The 20,865-nt window shown below is 58.9% G+C and carries 17 protein-coding genes; 6 read left to right on the top strand and 11 right to left on the bottom strand.

Annotated elements, in window-relative coordinates; translation table 11 throughout:
• Window positions 1–73 precede the first annotated feature (73 nt).
• Window positions 74–2,392: a TonB-dependent siderophore receptor gene (locus KBP52_RS14310; protein WP_212622986.1), complete on the bottom strand. Its 2,319-nt coding sequence runs from the start codon at window positions 2,390–2,392 to the stop codon at window positions 74–76.
• Between the two features lie 207 nt (window positions 2,393–2,599).
• Here KBP52_RS14310 and KBP52_RS14305 point away from each other — a divergent pair, with 207 nt between their 5' ends.
• Complete coding sequence (locus KBP52_RS14305) at window positions 2,600–3,280, top strand: Fe2+-dependent dioxygenase (protein ID WP_077571070.1); 681 nt, start codon at window positions 2,600–2,602, stop codon at window positions 3,278–3,280.
• The gene (locus KBP52_RS14300) at window positions 3,277–4,038 is read left to right on the top strand and encodes a tetratricopeptide repeat protein (RefSeq protein ID WP_212622985.1); all 762 of its coding nucleotides are present in this window, start codon (window positions 3,277–3,279) and stop codon (window positions 4,036–4,038) included. Before KBP52_RS14305 ends, KBP52_RS14300 begins: the two co-directional genes overlap by 4 nt.
• Before the next feature lie 264 nt (window positions 4,039–4,302).
• Here KBP52_RS14300 and KBP52_RS14295 read toward each other — a convergent pair whose 3' ends face one another.
• From KBP52_RS14295 to KBP52_RS14275, 5 genes are all read right to left on the bottom strand, one after another.
• A complete protein-coding gene (locus KBP52_RS14295; protein WP_122598545.1) occupies window positions 4,303–5,466 on the bottom strand; it encodes a type III PLP-dependent enzyme in 1,164 nt (387 codons plus the stop codon).
• Window positions 5,467–6,112: 646 nt separating this feature from the next.
• Window positions 6,113–7,270, bottom strand: coding sequence for an ABC transporter ATP-binding protein (locus KBP52_RS14290; protein WP_034154441.1), 1,158 nt, complete (start codon window positions 7,268–7,270; stop codon window positions 6,113–6,115).
• Complete coding sequence (locus KBP52_RS14285; RefSeq protein ID WP_007915307.1) at window positions 7,267–7,920, bottom strand: ABC transporter permease; 654 nt, start codon at window positions 7,918–7,920, stop codon at window positions 7,267–7,269. Before KBP52_RS14285 ends, KBP52_RS14290 begins: the two co-directional genes overlap by 4 nt.
• A 13-nt stretch (window positions 7,921–7,933) precedes the next feature.
• On the bottom strand, window positions 7,934–8,839 hold the full coding sequence (locus tag KBP52_RS14280; protein WP_077571073.1) for a glycine betaine ABC transporter substrate-binding protein: 906 nt from the start codon (window positions 8,837–8,839) through the stop codon (window positions 7,934–7,936).
• Between the two features lie 21 nt (window positions 8,840–8,860).
• The gene (locus KBP52_RS14275; RefSeq protein WP_169844036.1) at window positions 8,861–9,550 is read right to left on the bottom strand and encodes an ABC transporter permease; all 690 of its coding nucleotides are present in this window, start codon (window positions 9,548–9,550) and stop codon (window positions 8,861–8,863) included.
• 518 nt (window positions 9,551–10,068) lie between these two features.
• On the opposite strand from KBP52_RS14275, the gene KBP52_RS14270 reads away from it, so the two are divergent.
• The 4 genes from KBP52_RS14270 (at window position 10,069) to KBP52_RS14255 (ending at window position 15,076) form a co-directional block, all read left to right on the top strand.
• Window positions 10,069–11,652 (top strand): peptide chain release factor 3, encoded by a 1,584-nt coding sequence (locus KBP52_RS14270; RefSeq protein ID WP_077571077.1) that lies wholly within the window; start codon window positions 10,069–10,071, stop codon window positions 11,650–11,652.
• Window positions 11,653–12,745: 1,093 nt separating this feature from the next.
• Window positions 12,746–13,942, top strand: coding sequence for an MFS transporter (locus tag KBP52_RS14265; RefSeq protein WP_212622984.1), 1,197 nt, complete (start codon window positions 12,746–12,748; stop codon window positions 13,940–13,942).
• Between the two features lie 160 nt (window positions 13,943–14,102).
• Window positions 14,103–14,363 (top strand): hypothetical protein, encoded by a 261-nt coding sequence (locus tag KBP52_RS14260; RefSeq protein ID WP_077571081.1) that lies wholly within the window; start codon window positions 14,103–14,105, stop codon window positions 14,361–14,363.
• A 260-nt stretch (window positions 14,364–14,623) separates the two neighbouring features.
• A complete protein-coding gene (locus KBP52_RS14255; RefSeq protein WP_212622983.1) occupies window positions 14,624–15,076 on the top strand; it encodes a hypothetical protein in 453 nt (150 codons plus the stop codon).
• Between the two features lie 161 nt (window positions 15,077–15,237).
• Here KBP52_RS14255 and KBP52_RS14250 read toward each other — a convergent pair whose 3' ends face one another.
• From KBP52_RS14250 to KBP52_RS14230, 5 genes are all read right to left on the bottom strand, one after another.
• A complete protein-coding gene (locus tag KBP52_RS14250; RefSeq protein WP_127925811.1) occupies window positions 15,238–16,218 on the bottom strand; it encodes a peptide ABC transporter ATP-binding protein in 981 nt (326 codons plus the stop codon).
• The gene (locus tag KBP52_RS14245; protein WP_077571086.1) at window positions 16,218–17,186 is read right to left on the bottom strand and encodes an ABC transporter ATP-binding protein; all 969 of its coding nucleotides are present in this window, start codon (window positions 17,184–17,186) and stop codon (window positions 16,218–16,220) included. Before KBP52_RS14245 ends, KBP52_RS14250 begins: the two co-directional genes overlap by 1 nt.
• A 10-nt stretch (window positions 17,187–17,196) precedes the next feature.
• Window positions 17,197–18,120 carry an ABC transporter permease subunit gene (locus KBP52_RS14240; protein ID WP_034154447.1) on the bottom strand — a complete coding sequence of 308 codons (924 nt, stop codon included), beginning with the start codon at window positions 18,118–18,120 and terminating at the stop codon, window positions 17,197–17,199.
• Window positions 18,121–18,130: 10 nt separating this feature from the next.
• Window positions 18,131–19,141, bottom strand: a complete 1,011-nt coding sequence (locus KBP52_RS14235) for an ABC transporter permease subunit (RefSeq protein ID WP_008085273.1) — start codon at window positions 19,139–19,141, stop codon at window positions 18,131–18,133.
• 73 nt (window positions 19,142–19,214) lie between these two features.
• Entirely contained in the window at window positions 19,215–20,810 is a 1,596-nt protein-coding gene (locus KBP52_RS14230) for an ABC transporter substrate-binding protein (protein WP_123594509.1), read from the bottom strand.
• Between the last annotated feature and the right edge of the window lie 55 nt (window positions 20,811–20,865).

The raw sequence follows: 20,865 nt of genomic DNA, 5'->3' as shown, positions 1-20,865 counted from the left end.
TGTCATCCAATCAATTTGCTGACTGACACAACCCCATCGCGAGCAGGCTCACTCCTACAGTTTCCAATATCGGTCAGAAGTGGAAGTTGGTGCTCAACAGTGCCGTACGGCCAGCCGCCTGATTGGCGAAGTGGGTCGAGAAGGCTTTGTCGTAATAGGTTTCGTTGGTCAGGTTCTGCACGTTGAATTGCAGGTCGACGTTCTTGGTCAGCTTGTACGCCGCCATCGCGTCGTAACGAACATACGAGTCAACCATGGTGGTGTTGGCCACGCTGCCGTACACGTCGTCGACGTAGAACGCACCGCCACCGATGGTCAGCTTCGGCGTGACCTGGTAAGTGGTCCACAGGCTGGCGCTGTTTTTCGGGGTGTTAGGCAGCTCGTTGCCATCGTTGGCCCGGCCCAGTGGACCGCCATCGACTTGTTCGCTGTCCATGAAGGCGTAACCGGCGAACACTTGCCACTTGTCGGTGATCTTGCCGCTGGCCGACAGTTCGACACCTTGCACACGGGTCTTGCCGGCGTTTTCGTACGAGGTGGTGTCGACTTGCACACGAGCGTTTTCTTTCTCGGTGCGGAAGATATCCGCAGTCAGCGACAGGCGATCATTGAGCAGATCCCACTTGGTACCGATTTCATAGTTCTTGGTGGTTTCCGGTTCCATGTCGCTGCTCAGCAGGTTGCCGCTGCGATCCGCGGTGCCGCCCAACGGATTGCCTTCCTGACCTTCGCCCAAGGTGTTGCCCGGCGGCGTGGCCGAGGTGGCGTAGGAGGCGTAGATGCTGCCGTTTTCTGCAGGCTTGTAGACAACGCCGAACTGACCGGTGACGAACTCGCTGGTGTCATCACCCTTGGACGTGGTGGTGCCGGCAGCGTTGTAGGACTTGTAGTCGGTGTCGAAGTGGTCGTAACGCAGACCCATGTTCAGCAGCCACTGCTCGTTCAGCTCCAGGGTGTCGAACACATACAGTGCGTAGGTGTTGGCCTGGGTGTCGGTGCCGGCGTAGTTGCGCGAAATGGCGCCGTTCCACGGATCGTTTGCGTTTGGATTCGACAGCGAGGTGCAGTTGTAGCCACTCGAAACGCCGACCAACGACGGGGTGCAGTTAGTACTGGAGTTGCCCGGTGTGCGCGGCGTGGTGTCGGTGTTGACGTTATACGAGGACTTCTGGCTTTCCTCACGGGTGTACTCGACGCCGGTGGAGAAGCTGTTCTTGAAGCCGGCGACGTAGAAGTTGCCGAACAGGTCAGTCTGATTGGTGGTGGTCTCGGTATTGCTCACCCGCGTATTCGCCCGACGCCAGACCGTGCCGTTGTTGACGTTGCCCTTGCTGTCGTCCGGCTGGGTCAGGATGTAATCCTGCATGCTGGTGCCGTGGCGCAGGGTGTTCTTGATCGTCAGCGAGTCGCTCAGGTCATGCTCGATGGCGAAGGTCGCGGTGTCGGTGCGGCCCTTGCGGAAGTCGCGATCCAGGCCGTAGAAATTGCTGTGGTCACCGCCAGCGTAGGGCTTGTCCGGATTGGACTTGGTGCGCGCAGCGGAGCCGCCGGCCGGAATGGTGTACGGCACGCCCGAATCCGGGGTGTCGTTGCTTTCGAGATGGTAGTAGTCGAGGTTGACGCGGGTGTCGGTACCCAGGCCAAACGCCAGGGACGGAGCGATACCCCAGCGGTCGTAGTCGACTTTGTCGCGACCGGCGACATTGCTCTCGTGGCTCATCAGGTTCAGACGGCCGGCGGCGGTGTCGCTGAACTGGTAGTTGCCATCGAGGGTGTAGCGCTGGGTCTGGTCGGAGCCGTAGGTGAAGCCGCCGTCGAACGAGTTGCCCAAGTGCGCTTTCTTGCTCACCAGGTTGATGCTGCCGCCTGCCGCGCCACGACCGCCGATGGCGGAGTTCGGGCCCTTGCTGACTTCAATGTTTTCCACGGCGAAGATCTCGCGGCTCTGCGAACCGGTGTCGCGCACGCCATCGAGGTAGGTGTCGCCCTGGGCGTCGAAGCCACGGATGAACGGACGGTCGCCCTGTGGGTTACCGCCTTCACCGGCGCCGAAGGTGATGCCCGGCACGGTGCGCAGCGCGTCCTGCATGTTCAGCGCGCCGGTATCTTTCAGAACTTGTTGCGGAATAACGGTGACCGAGCGCGGCGTGTCGACCAGCGGCGCGGTGTACTTGGGCGAGGAGGCTTTTTCGACCTGGTAGGACGTCGAGTCCTGCGCTTCGCCGGTGATGGCGGTGGCGTCCAGGGCGATGGCATTGCCGGCGGCTTTGCTGTCGGTTTTTTCCGCGGCGAAGACCATCTGGCCAGCGGAGCCGGCGGTGATTGCCACACCGATTGCAGAGGCGAGCAGACGTGGTGAACTGACCGGTAATTGTGCGTGTTGACGTGCCATTTTTATTCCCCTCCCCAAGGATTTGAGGCCGCGGAATATAGGGTAAACAGGTATTCGTATCAATTGCGAAACATTGTTATTCGCACTGAATTTACATTCTTTACAATTTAACCTTACGGTTTTTGCCAGTTCATTCGTCTCTCGGGTTTTACACGGTCAATAAGAATCAATACCATTGCCGCCTCTTTGCCATCAGGTGACATCGCCATGCTGCTGCACATCCCCGCACTGTTCGCGAAAGAAGAAGTGCAGCGCATTCGCCAGGCTCTGGAACAGGCTGACTGGGCCGATGGCAAGATCACCGCTGGCTTCCAGTCGGCCAAAGCAAAGCACAATCTGCAACTGCCTGAAGGTCATCCGTTGGCCAAGGAAATCGGCGCGGCGATGCTGGAACGGCTGTGGAAAAATCCGCTGTTCATGTCCGCCGCGCTGCCGCACAAAGTCTTCCCGCCGTTAGTGAACTGTTACACGGCCGGTGGCAGTTTCGATTTCCACATCGACAACGCCGTGCGCCAACCCAAGGGCAGTATCGAACGGGTGCGCACCGATCTGTCGGCGACGCTGTTCTTCAGCGAACCTGAGGATTACGACGGCGGCGAGCTGGAAATCCAGGACACCTACGGCACGCAACAGGTGAAACTGCCGGCAGGCGATATGGTTTTGTACCCCGGCACCAGTTTGCACAAGGTCAACGCGGTCACTCGCGGTGCGCGTTATGCGTCGTTCTTCTGGACGCAAAGCCTGGTGCGTGAAGACAGCCAGCGCGCGTTACTGTTCGAAATGGATGGCGCGATTCAGCAACTGACTCAAGACATGCCTGATCATCCTTCGCTGATCCGCCTCACCGGTACGTATCACAACCTGCTGCGGCGCTGGGTCGAGGTATGAGCTTCCTACTGCGCCGCGAGGAAGTCCTCAGCGGCGAACAACTTAGCGCCATGCTCGGCGAAAGCCCGGCCCGTGCTGCGCAGGCGATTTTGCTGGCGGCGGGTGAGGGCGAAGTCGAAGCGCAGGCCTTGCTTGGGCAGATCCTGCTCGACGGCCAGGGCATTGCGCAGGATCAAGCGCTCGCGCTGCGCTGGTTTGGCATCGCCGCCGGGCGTGGGCATCTGATGGCGCGCAATATGCTCGGGCGTTGTCATGAGCATGGTTGGGGGATTGCGGCGGATGCGTCGGTTGCTGCGCAGCACTATCGGATTGCTGCGCAGCACTATCGGATTGCTGCGGAGGCCGGACTGGATTGGGCGATGTACAACCTCGCCAATCTGCTGGCGACCGGGCGCGGTGTCGTGGTGGATCACCTGCAGGCGCTGGCGCTGTATCGGCGTGCGGCTGAACTGGGCCATGCGAAATCGATGAATCTGCTGGGGCGCTATCTGGAGGAAGGGCAGGTGTGCCCGGCGGATCCTTTGGCGGCGCGTGAATGGTATCGGCGCTCGGCGGAGGCTGGGGATTTCCGCGGGCAGTTCAGTTTTGCGGCGGTGTTGGCGGGTGAAGGGCGGATTGATGAGGCTGTGGTTTGGCTTGAGAAAGCGCTGGTCGGCGGTAATTTGAATTTCTTGCGGGTGGCGAGTCAGGCGTTGGCGAGTGCTGTAGATCCGAAGATTCAGGCGTTGGCTGGGCGGTATGCGCTTCGGTGCCAATAGCCCTCACCCTAACCCTCTCCCAGAGGGAGAGGGGACTGACCGAGTTGGATGTTCCTGGTACACCGACCTGAGATATCCAGTCGACCTCAGGTTTTGAAAAGCCCCCGATCTGCTCCCTTTGCCCTCGCCCCCTTGGGGGAGAGGGCTGGGGTGAGGGGGATAGATCGAAAGCACACCACAAATCTCAAAGCCAGACACAAAAAAGCCCATGACACGTCATGGGCTTTTCACTTGCAGCTAGCAGCTTGAAACTCGCAGCTGCTCTTACACGTAAAACGACTTCAACGGCGGAAAGCCATTGAACTCAACCGCGCTGTAACTGGTGGTGTACGCACCGGTCGACAGCCAGTACAGACGATCACCGATCGCCAGGTTCAGCGGCAGACCGTACTTGTAGTTCTCGTACATGATGTCGGCGCTGTCGCAGGTCGGGCCGGCGATCACGACTTCTTCCATCTCGCCTTTTTTCTCGGTCCAGATCGGAAACTTGATGGCTTCGTCCATGGTTTCGATCAGGCCGGAGAACTTGCCCACATCGGTATATACCCAACGCTCGACGGCAGTGCGCGACTTGCGTGCAACCAGCACCACTTCGCTGACCAGAATACCGGCGTTGGCGATCAGCGAACGGCCCGGCTCGAGAATGATTTCCGGCAAGTCATCACCGAAGTCTTCTTTGAGGAAGCGGATGATTTCTTCGGCGTAGGTTTCCAGGCTGTTGGTGCGGGTGATGTAGTTGGCCGGGAAGCCACCGCCCATGTTGATCAGCTTGAGGTGGATGCCGTCTTCTTCTTTCAAACGCTCGAAGATCACTTTGACCTTGGCAATCGCTGCGTCCCAGACGCTGATGTCGCGCTGTTGCGAGCCGACGTGGAACGAGATGCCGTAAGGCACCAGGCCGAGGTCGCGAGCAAGAATCAGCAGGTCCATGGCCATGTCGGTCTGGCAGCCGAATTTGCGCGACAGTGGCCAGTCAGCCGTGGTCGAGCCTTCGGTGAGGATGCGCACATAGACTTTCGAGCCCGGTGCAGCCTTGGCGATGTTGCGCAGGTCGGCCTCGGAGTCGGTGGAGAACAGGCGCACGCCCTTCTCGTAGAAGTAGCGGATGTCCTTGGATTTCTTGATGGTGTTGCCGTAGCTGATACGGTCCGGGCTGACGCCACGATCCATCACCTTGTCCAGCTCGTAGATCGAGGCGATGTCGAAGCTCGAACCTTTCTCTTTGAGCAGGTCGATGATCTCGACAGCCGGGTTGGCCTTGACCGCGTAGTAGACCTTGGCGAATTCGAAACCGGCGCGCAGGTCATCGTAGGCCTGGCTGATCATCGCGGTGTCGATCACCACGAACGGGGTTTCCTGTTTGTCGGCGAACGCCTTCATTTTGTCGAATGTAGCGCGCGCGAAATAGTCTTCGACCTGGATCGACATACTTGGGACTCCTAGTGGCAAACGTCGTTAATCAATGGGTGCAAATGAACGTCCTCCGTATCCCCACTTTGGTTCGCCTACTTCCCAAGGCATGTCGCCGAAAGCAAAAAGGCCATGGGGCGTAGCCCTTGGCCTTGCTGTCTCGTCGTCAGTACTTGAGCCGGATGGATCGTTTCCAGCATGGACGTTCGGCGCGAACTTTAGGGCGTGAGGGGCGTGAGATCAACTAAAAATGTCGCGTTTTTGCACGCTTCTGACGTGCATCGCGTTCATCACTCTTTGTAGCCGACCGAGATGACGGGCAGATGTTCCCCGAGAATTTTTGAGTGTTAAAAATACCTGCACGTTCGCGGATTATGTCGGCGAAGTCGTGGGTAAGTGTGAAGGCGGCAATATCGGCGACGTTGGCGGCGAGAGGAGGGGGTGAGGGGGATTTTGGTTGTTTGGAAGGCTGTCCAGGGCATGCTGTCTGATTCTCAGGTGTTGAGATTCTTTTCCGCCTTGTGAAGGACTTGGTAACAACCCCGGTCCTGTAGGAGCGAGCCTGCTCGCGATGACTTTTTTTCAGCCGACATCTTCATTGACTGATATTGCGCTATCGCGAGCAGGCTCACTCCTACAGGGATTTGTGTTTCCTATCCGAAAATCAGGCGACCACTGCTTCAGCCGGCGAGACTATGCTGGTCTTCATCCCGCGCGAACGCCCCGAACTCAGATAAGCCGCAATCGACTCCTGCGTCACCTCACCGAGGAACACCCGCTCGGCGTCCATCACCGGCAACCACGAGCGGTTGAATTCATACATGCGCGACAGCAGGATGCGTAGATGCTCGTCGTACGCCGCCGTGGCGTTGAACTCACGCAGGAACTGCGCGCAAGTACCGGTCTGGCGATGCAGATCACGACGACGCACGTAGCCCAACGCCTTGTTCTCGGCACAGGTGACCACCACGTAGCGACGGTCATGCTCGTCCATCAATTCCAGCGCATCGGCCACCGGCGTCTCCGGGCTTACCGACGGCGCGTTGTCCGCCGCATCTTCTGCTTTGACCAGCAGCAGGCGTTTGAGCGTGCTGTCCTGGCCGACGAAGTTGCTGACAAAGTCGTCCGCCGGGTGCGCGAGCAGCGTGTCCGGATGATCGATCTGCAGCAGTTTACCAGCGCGGAAAATCGCGATCTTGTCGCCGAGTTTGATCGCTTCGTCGATGTCGTGGCTGACCATGATCACGGTCTTGTTCAGCGCGCGCTGCATCTCGAAAAACTCGTTCTGGATCATCTCGCGGTTGATCGGGTCGACCGCGCCGAACGGTTCGTCCATCAACAGCAGCGGCGCATCCGCCGCCAGTGCGCGGATCACGCCGATGCGCTGTTGCTGGCCGCCGGACAATTCGCGCGGATAACGATGCAGATACTGCTTGGGCTCGAGCTTGATCATGCTCATCAACTCGCGGGCGCGGTCGTGGCATTTCTGTTTGTCCCAGCCGAGCAGTTTCGGCACGACGACGATGTTCTCTTCGATGGTCATGTTCGGGAACAGACCGATCTGCTGGATCACATAACCGATGTTGCGCCGCAGCGTTACTTCGTCGAGATCGGTGGTGTCTTCGCCGTTGATGAGGATCTTGCCCGAGGTCGGTTTGATCAGGCGATTGATCATCTTCAGCGTGGTGCTTTTGCCGCAACCCGATGGCCCGAGGAACACACAGATTTCGCCTTCATTGACGGTCAGGCTTACCGAGTCCACGGCTTTGACATCTTTGCCGTTGCTTTGGAAAGTTTTGCTGAGGTTTTGAAGTTCGATCATTTGAGCAGTCCTTTTGGAGTCAACGAGCGTTGCAGCCATTGGAGAAACAGGTCAGCGAAAATGGCCAGAAGACTGACCAGCAGCGCGCCGACGATGAGCATCGACATGTCACTGCGGCTGATGGAAGCGAGGATCAACACACCGAGGCCGCCGGCGCCGATGGTCGCGGCGATGGTCATCACGCCGATGTTCATCACCACGGCGGTGCGCACGCCGGCGAGGATCACCGGTACGGCGATTGGCAACTCGACCATGCGCAGACGCTGGCCGAAGGTCATGCCGATACCGCGTGCGGCTTCACGGATGCCCGGTTCCACGCCGGTGAGGGCGAGGTAGGTGTTGCGCATGATCGGCAGCAGTGAATAAAGGAACACCGCGGTGATCGCCGGCATCGGGCCGAGGCCCTGGCCGAACTTGGAGTAGAACGGCAGCAGCAGACCGAACAGGGCAATCGACGGCACGGTCAGCAGCACCGTGGCGCTGGCTTGCAAGGGGCCAGCGAGGGTCGGAAAGCGTGTCATCAGAATGCCCAGCGGCACGCCAACGACAATCGCCAGGGTCACGGCGATGCCGACGAGGGTGATGTGCTGCCAGGTCAGGTGCATCACCTGCTGCCAGTCGAGATGGGAAAAGGCGTTCAGGAATTCCATGACTTCTCCTCTCTTAATTCAGCGGATGTTGGCGCAGGAAATCGGCGGCAACTTTCGATGGGCTTTCGTGATCGACGTCGACCCGCGCGTTGAGCTGGCGCATGGTTTCGTCATCGAACAGTTCGGCCAGCGGCTTGAGCTGTTCGGCCAGTTGCGGGTGCTTATCGAGATAAGCCTGACGCACCACCGGTGCGGCGGTGTAGTCGGGGAAGTAGTGCTTGTCGTCTTCCAGCAGTTTCAGGCCGAAAGCGTTGAGGCGACCGTCGGTGGTGTAAACCAGACCGGCAAACACCTGGCCGTTGCGCAACGCCGTGTAAACCAGCCCGGCATCCATCTGGCGGATGTTTTTGCGGGTGAGGTTCATGCCGTACAGATCGACCATGCCGATCAGGCCGTCGGAGCGGTTGGCGAATTCGGTATCCAGCGCCACCAGGTGATTGGTCTTGGCCTCGGCGCGCAGCACTTCGTTCAACTGGCTGATGTTGTTGATCTGCGGATATTCCTCGGCGACCTTTTCAGGGAGGGCGAGGGCGTAGGTGTTGCTGAATTTCGACGGGGTCAGCCAGACCAGGCCTTTTTTCGCGTCGAGTTCTTTTACCCGGGCGTAGGACTGGGCGCTGTCGAGTTTTTCGGTGACATGGTTGTAGGCCACCAGCGACACGCCGGTGTATTCCCAGAGCATGTCCAGCTGCCCGCTTTCGTGGGCGCTGCGGGCAAGGTTGCTGCCCAGACCACCGGTGATCTGTGCGTCGTAGCCTTTGCTGCGCAGGTATTGCGCGGTGATTTCCGCGAGCAGGGTCTGCTCGGTAAACACTCGGGCGCCGAGGCGAATCACGGGCTTCTCGGCGGCTTGCGCGATTCCTGCGAACAGCAGGACGCAACCTACTATCAATCCCAAAGACGAGCTAAATCGTTTCATAAATATTCCTTCGCAAAAGCCTTAAGACGGGCGCAAACCGCGTTCCAGCCAGAGGCGGCTGGCGAGGGTGACCACGCCATCGAGCAGCAAGGCCAGCAGCGCGGTGCACGCGGCGCCGAGCAGCAGTTGCGGCTGATTGTTCAGGGCGATGCCAGGGAAGATCAGGCTGCCGAGGCTGTTGGCGCCGATCAGGAACGCCAGTGGCGCGGTGCCGACATTGATCGCCAAAGCCACGCGCACGCCACCGACAATGATTGGCACGGCGTTGGGCAATTCAACTTTCCACAGCACTTGGCGCGGGGTCATGCCGATGCCGACGGCCGCTTCTTTCAGCGAGCCCTGCACGTTTTTCAGGCCTTCGTAGGTGTTGCGCACAATCGGCAACAGGGAGGCGAGGAACAAAGCGAAGATCGCCGGGCCACTGCCGATGCCGAGGACGCCCAGGGCAATCGCGAGCACGGCCAATGGAGGCACGGTGTTACCGATATTGAAGATCTGCATGAAGCGTTCGGCGCGTCCGACCATGGTCGGGCGACTGAGGAAGATGCCGGCGGGGATGCCCACGACAAGGGCGGCCAGCATTGAAGCGAGGACGAGAATCAGATGAGCTTGCAGGTAAAACAACAAATCGTCGCGGTAGTGTTCGATCGTGTTGATGCCGATCCAGTGGACCAGCAGGGCCAGGAGCGCGATCACCACCGCACCTCCCATCAGCCCTTTGCCATAGCGGATAGCCACAGGCGGACTCCTTTTTTTGTAGTCGGCGAACGCAGTCCCGTGTTCAGTGGCCGGGGTGGTCAATTTTGTTAGCCCAACTTCGGCGCCAGAAGTTCATACCCTGCGTTGCTGTTCCTCGCCATAGCGAGCTATGACTCGTCACAGCGCCTTGGCTATGAACTTCTGGCATCCGAATTTGAGCCAACAAAATTGACCACCCCGGCCACAAGCCAAGCCTTGGCTGCCGGGAGCGTCGTTCGCGAAAAGTAGCCGTTTTTCAGCGCCGCAAAAGGGGGCTGAAAGCGAGCCATGAGCGCAGCCTCGTCAGGCTAACTTGCTGATTTTTCAGCCCCTGACGAAAATTCGTAACAGGGGATGGACGTCTCCGTGCTTTAAAAGGTTCCCATCTGCGGCAGCATTTGGCCACCCTTAATGTGCTCAACGGTTCGGTTATTGCATCGAGTTGGGCTATAATCGCGGCCCTTTTTTGAATCACCGCCAGGCGATTTCCCATGACCAACCAGGCCGCCGAAGTCGCGAAACGCCGCACTTTCGCCATTATTTCCCACCCCGATGCCGGTAAAACCACGATCACCGAAAAGCTCCTGTTGATGGGCAAGGCGATTGCAGTGGCCGGTACGGTGAAATCCCGTAAATCCGATCGCCATGCGACATCCGACTGGATGGAGATGGAGAAGCAACGGGGTATTTCCATTACCACGTCGGTCATGCAGTTCCCGTATCGCGAACACATGATCAACCTGCTCGACACCCCGGGCCACGAAGACTTCTCCGAAGATACTTACCGCACCCTGACGGCGGTGGACTCGGCATTGATGGTTCTCGACGGCGGTAAAGGTGTCGAGCCACGGACCATTGCGCTGATGGACGTCTGCCGTCTGCGTGACACGCCGATCGTCAGCTTCATCAACAAACTCGACCGTGACATCCGCGACCCGATCGAACTGCTCGACGAAATCGAAGCTGTTCTGAAGATCAAGGCCGCGCCGATCACCTGGCCGATTGGTTGCTACCGCGACTTCAAGGGCGTGTACCACCTGGCTGACGACTACATCATTGTCTACACCGCCGGTCACGGTCACGAACGCACCGAAACCAAGATCATCGAGAAGCTCGACTCCGACGAAGCCCGCGCGCATTTGGGCGACGAGTACGAGCGTTTCATCGAACAGCTGGAACTGGTGCAGGGCGCCTGCCACGAATTCAACCAGCAGGAATTCCTCGACGGTCAGTTGACTCCGGTGTTCTTCGGTACTGCTTTGGGCAACTTCGGTGTTGACCACGTATTGGACGCCGTCGTTGATTGGGCGCCGCGTCCATTGGCCCGTGTCGCCAACGAGCGTACCGTCGAGCCGGTGGAAGAGAAGTTCTCGGGCTTCATCTTCAAGATCCAGGCGAACATGGACCCGAAACACCGCGACCGCATCGCCTTCATGCGCATTTGCTCCGGCAAGTACGAGAAAGGCATGAAGATGCGCCACGTGCGCACCGGCAAGGACGTGCGCATCGGCGACGCCTTGACGTTCTTCTCCTCCGAGCGTGAGCAGCTTGAAGAAGCCTTTGCCGGCGACATCATCGGTCTGCACAACCACGGCACCATCCAGATCGGCGACACCTTCAGTGAAGGTGAGGCCCTGGGCTTTACCGGTATCCCGCACTTCGCCCCGGAGCTGTTCCGTCGTGTGCGTCTGCGTGATCCGCTGAAGTCCAAGCAGTTGCGTCAGGGTCTGCAGCAGTTGGCCGAAGAGGGTGCAACGCAGGTGTTTTTCCCGGAGCGCAGCAACGACATCATTCTGGGCGCCGTCGGTGTGCTGCAGTTTGATGTGGTCGCCAGCCGTTTGAAGGAGGAATACAAGGTTGAGTGCTCGTATGAGCCGATTACTGTGTATTCCGCGCGCTGGATTGAATGCAGTGACAAGAAGAAGCTTGAGGAATTCTCTAACAAGGCTGTGGAGAACCTGGCGGTCGATGGCGGGGGGCACCTGACTTACCTGGCGCCGACGCGGGTTAACCTTGCGTTGATGGAAGAGCGTTGGCCGGATGTGAAATTCCGTGCGACGCGTGAGCATCATTAAGTTCTGAATTGGTTTGTCCGAAGCCCTCTAGGTGCATGCCTAGGGGGCTTTTTTTCGCCCTGGTATTGGCGGCCTCTGGGCCGACCATGCTATTGGGTTTTTGGGTGTATATCCGTTGCTGCGGGTGTTGCTGATTAGGGTTCCGCCCTTACGGCGGGTCACCTTTTCCAAACGCCGAAAAGGTAACCCAAAAGGCTTGCTCCTGCGTGCGGCCCGCTCGCTGGGGCTCGGGGTTCCTTCGCTGCGGGATCGATCCGGGCGCAGCGCCTACGGTTTGCTTCGCTGCACCTCCTCTCGCTGTGTTTGGCTGCGCCAAACGGTCGCTGCGCTTCCACGCCCGGATCAATCCCTCCACTCAGCCTTCCGACGTCGCCCGTGGATCAAGATCAAGAGCAGGCGAGCTGACACTCGGCCTATTGAGTGGTGAGGAGCACAGCGTGGTCGGCTTTGGATTTGTGGTGTTGCTTCCCCTCACCCCAGCCCTCTCCCCAAGGAGAGGGAGCCGATTTGTGGGCTTTTCAAGATTTGAGTTCAACGCGGTATTTCAAGTCGGCGTAACTCTCCCAAACACCTCGGTCAGTCCCCTCTCCCTCCGGGAGAGGGCTAGGGTGAGGGGCTTTTGATCTGTTTCAGAATCTGAGTTCGACTCGGTATTTCACGTCGGCGTAGCTCGCCCAAACACCTCGGTCAGTCCCCTCTCCCTCCGGGAGAGGGTTAGGGTGGGGCTTTTGATCTGTTTCAGAATCTGAGTTCGACTCGGTATTTCAAGTCGGCGTAGCTCTGCCAAACACCTCGGTCAGTCCCCTCTCCCTCCGGGAGAGGGCTAGGGTGAGGGGCTTTTGATCTGTTTCAGAATCTGAGTTCAACTCGGTATTTCACGTCGGCGTAGCTCGCCCAAACACCTCGGTCAGTCCCCTCTACCTCTGGGAGAGGGTTAGGGTGAGGGGCTGTTGATCTTCGGCACGGTTTTATCGCGCGCAATGGCTGTAGGACGACTCCGTTTTTCGTGATCTCGATGTACTTGAACGCGACAACCAGCCTGCTGACCGTTAGTGTTCCAGCTCCACCCAAGTCGCTCTGAGAGGTCAATGGAATGACGAGTCGCCTGACTCACTTGCTACGACTGGACGGCTATTTCAGCGTAATGGCCTGGGTGCTCGCGGCGCTGTTGTTCATCAATCGCTTGAGCAGCATGGTCAAGCTGTTCATGGCGTTGTACCTGCGTCAGGAAATGGGGCTGGCGATCGAGACGGTTGGCTGGTTGCTCTCGGCGTACGGCGCGGGTTTGCTGGTCGGTTCGATGCTCGGGGGCTGGCTCAGTGATCATGTGCGCACGGCGCGGCTGACGGCGGCGTTGTTCTTTATTTCGGTGTGGGTGCTGATTCTGCTGGGGCTGGTGACGCAGGTGCCGTTGCTGGCGGCATTGCTGTTGCTCAGCGGAACCATCGACGGGGCTATTCGCACCCTGCATCAGCGGTTGATCATGGAATATTGCGAAGTCACTCAACGTTCGCGTGCGCAGGCCTTGAGCCGGGTGGCGCGCAACCTCGGCATGGCGGCCGCCGGCGTTGCGGGCGGGGTGTTGGCGCAGACCGATTTTCGCTGGGTGTTTTTCGGCAGCGCGGCGATGACGTTGTTGGCGCTGCTCTGGTTTGTTCGCACCACGTGGCAGCGACCGGTGCTGATCAATGACGAAAAACTCACGGATGACGCAGGTTCCGCGGTGCCGTATCGCGACAAACCGTTCCTCTGGTTACTGGCGGCGACTGCGGTGCTTGGCATCGCGTTCGACACGGTCTACAGCACACTGGGCAACTATCTGCGTGATTACTATCAGTTGAGCACCGAGGCCATTGGCTGGCAGTTCGGGCTCAATGCGTTGCTGGTGATTGCCCTGCAGATTCCGCTGTCGCATTGGGGCGAGCGTTGGGGCACGCGGCGGCAAATGCTCGCGGGGAGTTTGCTGCTGGCGTGCGGACTGGGCATGTTGCCATTCGGTTCCGGGTTGGCGTTCGTCTGTCTGTCGACGGTGATCTGGACTCTGGGCGAGGCGTTTTTCATGCCGCCGCTGAATGTGCTGGCGATGCAGTTTGCGCAGAGTGGCAAAAGCGGTCAGTACTTCGGCCTGTTCTTTATGAGCTGGAGCGCTAGTGCACTGTTGTCACCGGTGCTTAGTGGCCAGTTGTATGGTCAATTCGGGGGCCACAGTGTGTGGCTGGCGAGTGCGCTGATGGTGTTGATTTCCATGCCGCTGACGTGGCAGGCCACGCGATCACGCGGCGGCCCTTAGCTGTTGCGGCTATGAGCATTATTCGAAAACTGTCTTTCCATGAAGGGCATTTCTGCCCGCTCCTTAGCGTCCTATCTGGTGAACCCGATGGATCGGAACTAGATTTCACACAGCGCCAGTCAGGCACGAATGTCTCACCTGAAAATGGATGGAGTCGGCTATGAAAAGCAGGTTGCTACGGGTTTTATTGCTGTTGAAAGTGATGGTCATGCTGTCCCTCGGCACCGCGACGGCCTGGGCCGAGTGCGAGGATCACGATTCCCAGGCGTTCAACGGCCAGGTCGGGCATAGCGGCTTGATGCTCGCCAAGTCCGAGTCCGAGCCGGGCGATCAGGGGCAGGGCGGCAGCGCCGATGATGACGACTCGACCACTGACGAGCCAGATACTGATGATTCGGACGAAGGGGATAGCCAGACTTAGATGTGGACAAGGACTTATCGCTCCTCACTTGCTGATGTCTGGTTGAAGTGGGGAGGGAGAGTCCTCCGCGAACGTAACTTTGGTTTTGCCGTTTATCCTCTACTTATGTCCAGTTATGCCTTCTCTGTAAGTCAGGCTTTTTTCTTATCGCAATTTAATCTCGTACACCTGTCAGAAGTGACAGTAGACGCTTCGTCATGCGCCCCCTATAAATATGTTTCGTTAATCACTTTTGTTAAATAACGGAAAGGAATCGCATGATGAGTAATAAAACAACCAAGACTGAAGGAAAGTTGCAGGCCTCGGGGACTTCAGTGTCGGGCTTCTCTAGTACAAATGTTTCCGCTCAGAAAAATACGTCCGACAAGGGGTATACGTTTGAAGGCGTCAGCACCAAAGATGAACACCTAGTGTTTTTCGTTCGCTCGTCGGAGATAACACAAGGTAAAAGCTACCCTATTGAACAATATGGGCAGGATGGGACTGCTGTCGCGGTTTTTATAGATAAAGAAAAAAACGTATACAACGGGCAGTCTGGAAAAATTAATTTTGAACGGTTCGATGCTGAGTCTGAGATAGTAGAAATTGTCGCCAAGTTTGTCATGTCCAATGGATCGGTTGAGAAGAGTGTAGAGGCTCGCGGAGAGTTTGAGGGAATTGAGCAAAGTAATAAGAAAGTGCTGGATGAAAAAGGGGCTTTCAAAGTGGGGTAATTGCGGCTCTCTGATGGTGGGCCGCGCGTATACCTCGCTATTAGCCGTCGTGAGTTGTTCGCGATTATAGCTGGCAGCAGTAGTCACTTCGTCCCGGAATTCGCCAGGAATAAAGTGACCACTGAATAACAGGAAAAGCCCACGTTTTCGTGGGCTTTTTTTTACGCCGCGCCGTCGAGGAACTGCTCGGCGTAGTGGCAAGCCACCTGCCGGCTGTCGAGCTGACGCAAGGCCGGCTCTTCGCTGCTGCAACGCTCGGTCGCATACGGGCAGCGCTTGTGGAAAGCGCAGCCCGGCGGCGGGTTCAGCGGGTTAGGCAGTTCGCCGACGATCTTGATTTTCGGCTTGTTCGGATCCGGGTGAATGGTCGGGGTTGCCGACAGCAGCGCCTGGGTATACGGGTGCAGCGGACGCTCGTAAATATCGTTCTTCGGACCTAGCTCCACCGGGCGACCGAGGTACATCACCATCACGTCATCGGCCACGTGTTGCACCACCGCGAGGTTGTGCGAGATGAACACGTACGCGGTGTTGAACTCCTGTTGCAGATCCATGAACAGGTTCAGCACCTGCGCCTGAATCGACACGTCCAATGCCGAAGTCGGTTCATCCGCCACCAGCACTTTCGGTTGCAACATCATCGCCCGAGCCAGGGCGATACGCTGACGCTGACCGCCGGAGAACATGTGCGGATAGCGCTGGTAATGCTCAGGACGCAAGCCAACCTGCTTCATCATCGCCTGGACTTTCTCGCGACGTTCGGCAGCGCTCAGGTTGGTGTTGATCAGCAGCGGCTCGCCGAGCTGGTCACCGACTTTCTGCCGTGGGTTCAACGACGCGTACGGGCTTTGGAACACCATCTGCACGTCTTTGCGGAGTTGCTTGCGCTGGGCCTTGTCGGCGCCGGCGACTTCCTGGCCGGCGATTTTCAGCGAGCCGGACGACGGATCTTCAATCAGCGTCAACGCACGGGCGAGGGTGGATTTGCCGCAGCCCGATTCGCCTACAACAGCGAGGGTCTTGCCGGCTTCCAGTTCGAACGACACGCCATTCAGCGCGCGTACAGTCGCGTGGCCCTTGAACAGGCCACGGGAGACTTCATAGTGACGGGTCAGGTCGCGGGCGGTAAGTACGACGGCCATTACGCCACCTCCTGGTTCAGCGGGAAGAAGCAGCGGGCGAGGCTGTGGCTTTTCGGATCAAGGCCTGGACGCTGCGCGCGGCAGCTGTCCTGCACGTACGGGCAGCGCGGCGACAGCAGGCAACCCTGCGGACGGTCGTAGCGGCCCGGAACGATGCCCGGCAGGGTCGACAGGCGTGCGGCGCCGAGGCTGTGCTCGGGAATCGCCTTGAGCAGCGCTTCGCTGTAGGGGTGTGCCGGGACGTCGAACAGTTGCGGCACCTGACCGACTTCAACAGCCTGGCCTGCGTACATCACGCAGACGCGCTGGGCGGTTTCAGCCACGACCGCGAGGTCGTGAGTGATCAGCACCAGGCCCATGTTCTGTTCTTTCTGCAACGCCAGCAGCAGATCCATGATCTGTGCCTGAATCGTCACGTCCAAAGCCGTGGTCGGTTCGTCGGCGATCAGCAGTTTCGGCTCGCCGGCAATCGCCATGGCGATCGCGACGCGCTGGCTCATACCGCCGGACAGTTGATGGGGGTAGGCATCCATACGGCTGGCGGCGCCCGGGATTTCAACTTTTTCCAGCAGCTCGATCGCACGTTTGCGCGCTTGCTTGCCGGACATTTTCAGGTGCAGACGCAGCACTTCTTCGATCTGGAAACCGACGGTGTAGCTCGGGTTCAGCGCGGTCATCGGATCCTGAAAGACCATCGACAGGTCTTTGCCGACGATCTGCCGACGCTGACGGTTGCTCAGCTTGAGCATGTCCTTGCCGTCAAAGCTGAGCGAGTCAGCGGTGACGATGCCGGGATGCTCGATCAGGCCCATCAGCGCCATCATGGTCACGGATTTACCCGAACCCGACTCGCCAACGATGGCCAGTACTTCGCCTTTGTCGACTTTCAGGTCGAGGCCATCGACCACTGGGGTCGCGGTCTTGTCGCCGAAGCGAACGTTGAGATTCTTGATTTCTAACAGTGACATGGGAATCTCCTCAGGCGGCGTTCTTGAGTTTCGGGTCGAGCGCATCGCGCAGACCGTCGCCCATCAAGTTGATTGCCAGCACGCTGAGCAAAATGGTCAAACCAGGCAGGCTCACTACCCACCAGGCGCGTTCGATGTAGTCGCGGGCCGAAGCGAGCATGGTGCCCCACTCAGGGGTTGGCGGTTGTACGCCAAGGCCGAGGAAGCCCAGTGCGGCGGCATCGAGAATCGCCGAAGAGAAGCTCAGGGTCGCCTGCACGATCAGCGGCGCCATGCAGTTCGGCAGCACGGTGATGAACATCAGGCGTGGCAGACCGGCACCGGCCAGGCGCGCGGCGGTCACGTAGTCGCGGTTCAGTTCGCCCATCACCGCAGCGCGGGTCAGACGCACGTAGGACGGCAAGGACACCACCGCAATGGCGATCACGGTGTTGATCAGGCCAGGGCCGAGGATGGCGACAATCGCCACTGCCAGCAGCAGCGACGGCAGGGCCAGCATGATGTCCATCAGACGCATGATGGTCGGGCCGATCATTTTCGGGAAGAAACCGGCGAACAGACCCAGCAGGATCCCCGGAATCAGCGACATCACGACCGACGACAAACCGATCAGCAGCGACAGGCGCGAGCCCTGGATCAGACGCGACAGCAGGTCACGACCGAGTTCATCGGTGCCGAGCAGGAACTGCATCTGCCCGCCTTCGAGCCACGCCGGCGGCGTCAGCAGGAAGTCGCGGTATTGCTCGCTCGGGTTGTGCGGCGCGACCCACGGCGCGAACAGTGCGCAGAAGATCACCAGCAACATGAACAGCAGGCCGGCAACCGCGCCTTTGTTTTTGGAGAAGGCTTGCCAGAATTCTTTGTACGGTGACGGGTACAGCAGGCTTTGATCCGCGTTGGCGGCGGTGGCTACTGAGGATGTTGGAGTGCTCATGGTATGGACCTCAGCGCTGATGACGGATGCGTGGGTTGGCAAAGCCGTAGAGGATATCCACTACGAAGTTGACCAGAATCACCAGGCAGGCGATTAACAGGATGCCGTTTTGCACAACCGGGTAGTCCCGGGCGCCGATGGCTTCGATCAGCCATTTACCGATGCCGGGCCAGGAGAAGATGGTTTCGGTCAGAACTGCACCGGCCAGCAGGGTGCCGACTTGCAGGCCGACCACGGTGAGTACCGGAATCAGTGCGTTGCGCAGACCGTGGACGAACACCACGCGCGACGGCGACAGGCCCTTGGCCTTGGCGGTGCGGATGTAGTCTTCGCGCAGCACTTCGAGCATCGACGAACGGGTCATCCGCGCGATCACCGCCAGCGGAATGGTGCCGAGCACGATGGCTGGCAGGATCAGGTGATGCAGGGCATCGAAGAATGCGCCGACGTCATCGGCCAGCAGCGTGTCGATCAGCATGAAACCGGTGCGCGGCTCGATGTCGTAGAGCAGGTCGATCCGTCCGGAAACCGGGGTCCAGCCCAGGCTCACCGAGAAGAACATGATCAGGATCAGGCCCCACCAGAAGATCGGCATCGAATACCCCGCGAGGGAGATGCCCATCACCCCGTGGTCGAACAGCGATCCTCGCTTGAGTGCCGCGATCACCCCGGCCAGAAGCCCGAGAATGCCGGCGAACAGCAGGGCGGCCATGGACAGTTCCAGGGTCGCCGGGAAGAGGGAGGTGAACTCGGTCCATACGCTCTCACGCGTACGCAGGGATTCGCCGAGATCGCCGTGGGCCAGTTTGCCGATGTAGTCCAGATACTGGGCATACAACGGTTTGTTCAGACCTAGGCGTTCCATTGCCTGAGCGTGCATTTCGGGGTCGACCCGACGTTCGCCCATCATCACTTCCACGGGGTCGCCCGGAATCATGCGAATCAACGCGAAAGTCAGCAAGGTGATGCCGAAAAACGTGGGGATCAATAACCCCAGTCGGCGGGCAATAAAACTAAACATCTTGTGTGGTACCTCATCAGCCGGTTAGGCGTGCCCGGCATCCCTGGGGTCAGGGACGCCGGGAGTTTCTTATCTACTTCACCTGGGTAGTGGCGAAGTTATTAGTGGTGAGAGGGCTGATGTGATAGCCCTCTACATTGTTACGCATTGCGGTAAACATCCGGGTGTGGGCCATGCTGATCCACGGTTGATCCTGATTAAACAGGACCTGAGCCTGCTCATAGAGTTTCGCGCGTTCGGCCGGATCTACTTTAGCCCGTGCTTCGTCGAGCAGTGCCTGGAATTTCTCGTTGCACCAGCGCGCGTAGTTTTCGCCGTTCTTGGCAGCTTCGCAACTGAGCATAGGCGTCAGGAAGTTATCCGGGTCGCCGTTGTCGCCCGCCCATCCGGCCGACACCATGTCGTGCTCACCGGCCTTGGCGCGTTTGAGCATTTCGCCCCATTCCATCACGCGAATATCGATCTTGATCCCGACTTTCGCCAGGTCAGCCTGCATCATCTGCGCGCCGAGCATCGGGTTGGGGTTGGTCGGGCCGCCGCCGTTGCGGGTAAACAGGGTAAACACGGTGCCGTCCGGAACCCCGGCTTCCTTGAGCAGGGCGCGAGCCTTGTCGAGGTCACGTGGCGGGTTCTTCAGGTCGTGGTTGTAGCCGAGCAGGGTCGGCGGGTACGGGTTGACCGCGACCGACGCATTGCCTTTGCCGAACAGCGCGTTGACATAGGCTTCCTTGTCGAAGGCGATGTCGATGGCTTTGCGTACGCGCACGTCGCTCATGTACTTGTGCTGGGTGTTCATGGCGATGTACGAGACGGTCATCGCGTCCAGCTCGTCGACTTTCAGGTTGCTGTCTTTCTTGATGCTCGGGATGTCGTCCGGTTTTGGATACAGGGCGATCTGGCACTCGTTGGCCTTGAGCTTTTGCAGGCGCACGTTGTTGTCGGTGGCGATGGCCAGGATCAACGCGTCAGCCGGCGCCTTGCCACGGAAGTAATCCGGGTTGGCCTTGAAGCGCACCTGAGCGTCTTTTGCGTAGCGCTGGAAGATGAACGGGCCGGTGCCGATCGGCTTGTTGTTGAGGTCGCCGGTCTTGTTAGCCTTGAGCAACTGGTCGGCGTATTCGGCCGGATAGATCGAGGAGAACGCCATCGCGATATCGGCCAGGAACGGCGCTTCGCGGCGGGTCAGGGTGAACTTGACGGTGTTGTCGTCGACTTTTTCGACGTTTTTCAGCAGTTCCTTGAAGCCCATGCTTTCAAAGTACGGGAAGCCCACGCTCGACAGTTTGTGCCATGGGTGATTCGGGTCCAGCTGACGCTGGAAGCTCCAGACCACGTCGTCGGCGTTCATGTCGCGGGTCGGCTTGAAATATTCGGTGGTGTGAAACTTGACGCCTTTGCGCAGGTGGAACGTGTAGGTCAGGCCGTCTTCGCTGATGTCCCAGGACTCGGCGAGAGCCGGGATCACTTCAGTGGTGCCAGGCTTGAAGTCGGCCAGGCGGTTGAAGATGGTTTCGGCCACAGCGTCCGCCGTGACTGCAGTTGTGTACTGGACCATATCGAAGCCTTCCGGACTGGCTTCGGTGCAGACCACCAAGGGTTTGGCCGAGACGCCAACAGCGACACTCAGCAACGCAGCCGCGATGGCCGCACGTAGGGGAAGCATTTTCATCGATAACCCTCTGCAATCGGTTGAAGACAAAAAACCGAACGGCCGACTCATCATG

This window comes from Pseudomonas sp. SCA2728.1_7, assembly GCF_018138145.1.
GTDB lineage: Bacteria > Pseudomonadota > Gammaproteobacteria > Pseudomonadales > Pseudomonadaceae > Aquipseudomonas > Aquipseudomonas koreensis_A.
The sequence above is the reverse complement of the archived record's forward strand: the minus strand, read 5'-3'. Positions and strand labels throughout refer to the sequence as shown.